General features: G+C 74.2%; 2 protein-coding genes. One reads left to right on the forward strand and one right to left on the reverse strand.

Annotated features, from left to right (window positions below; genetic code table 11):
* Positions 1 to 34 precede the first annotated feature (34 nt).
* Positions 35 to 472 carry a DoxX family protein gene (locus tag ABZ641_RS39130; protein ID WP_359989493.1) on the reverse strand — a complete coding sequence of 146 codons (438 nt, stop codon included), beginning with the start codon at positions 470 to 472 and terminating at the stop codon, positions 35 to 37.
* Between the two features lie 302 nt (positions 473 to 774).
* On the opposite strand from ABZ641_RS39130, the gene ABZ641_RS39135 reads away from it, so the two are divergent.
* Positions 775 to 1,065, forward strand: a 291-nt coding sequence (locus ABZ641_RS39135) for a response regulator (RefSeq protein ID WP_359989495.1), incomplete at its 3' end; no start/stop codon positions are given.

Consider the following 1,065-nt stretch of genomic DNA (forward strand, 5'->3'; position numbering starts at 1 on the left):
GCTGCGCGGAGCCGTTCCCGGCCGGCCGTGGAGATCAGGCCGAGGCCACGGCCGCACCACCGGTTCGGCGCCGGACCACCGGTCCGAGCGCCAGACCGCCAGGTCCGGTGACCGCGATCAGCAGGAAGGCCCAGCAGAACATCGCCGCGGGCTCGCCGCCGTTCTGGATCGGCCACAGGGCGTGCTCCTGGTGGACGCCGAAGTAGGCGTAGGCCATCGAACCGGAACAGAGCAGCGCGGCCGGGCGGACGGCCAGCCCCAGCAGGACGAGGGCGCCCGCAGCCAGCTGGATGACGGCCGCCCACCAGCCGGGCCACTGCCCGACCTGCGGCGCCCTGCCGTGCGCGCCGCCGAGGACGCCGAACAGGGTCGCGGCGCCGTGGCACGCGAAGAGGAGGGAGACCACGGAGCGGAACAGCCCCAGCACGGTGGGTCGGGCGCGCTCGACGAGCAGCGAGAGGTCTGCGGACACAGGGACTCCTTGGGTGGGGACGAGGAGATCGGGCAGGCGGCCGAAATGGGTCGGGCGCGCAACGACGGCCGGCACCGGCCGCACACTCGGAACGGATGTGACGCCCACGCATCAAGACTGATGACATGTCATGTCCCTGGCCAGATCTGGGAACCTCTGAACTTCCTCTGAATCCCGCCGTCCGGGCCTCGGTGCGGCAGTCGTCGGGTCCCGGGCTCCGTGCGGGCAGCAGGGCGCGGTCGCGCCCGTCGCCGGACGCACGGCGAGGCGGCGGCCCCGTACGCGCCCCCTACGCTGGAGCCATGCACGACACGGGTACGGACACTGCGGCGGTACGGGTGCTCGTGGTCGAGGACGATGCGGGGATCGCCCGGTCCCTGGTCAGGGGTCTGCAGCGGGCCGGGTACGTGGCGCAGAGCGTCGGGACGGGCCGCGCGGCCCTCACCGCCGTCCCGCCCCCGGACGTGGTCCTGCTCGATCTGGGGCTGCCCGACCTGGACGGCGTCGAGGTGTGCCGCCGGCTGCGGCAGCACGGCGGCGCGGCGATCATCGTGGTGACCGCGCGGGGTGAGGAGGGCGACCGGGTCTCGGCC

Source organism: Kitasatospora sp. NPDC007106, from assembly GCF_040634455.1.
GTDB lineage: Bacteria > Actinomycetota > Actinomycetes > Streptomycetales > Streptomycetaceae > Kitasatospora > Kitasatospora arboriphila.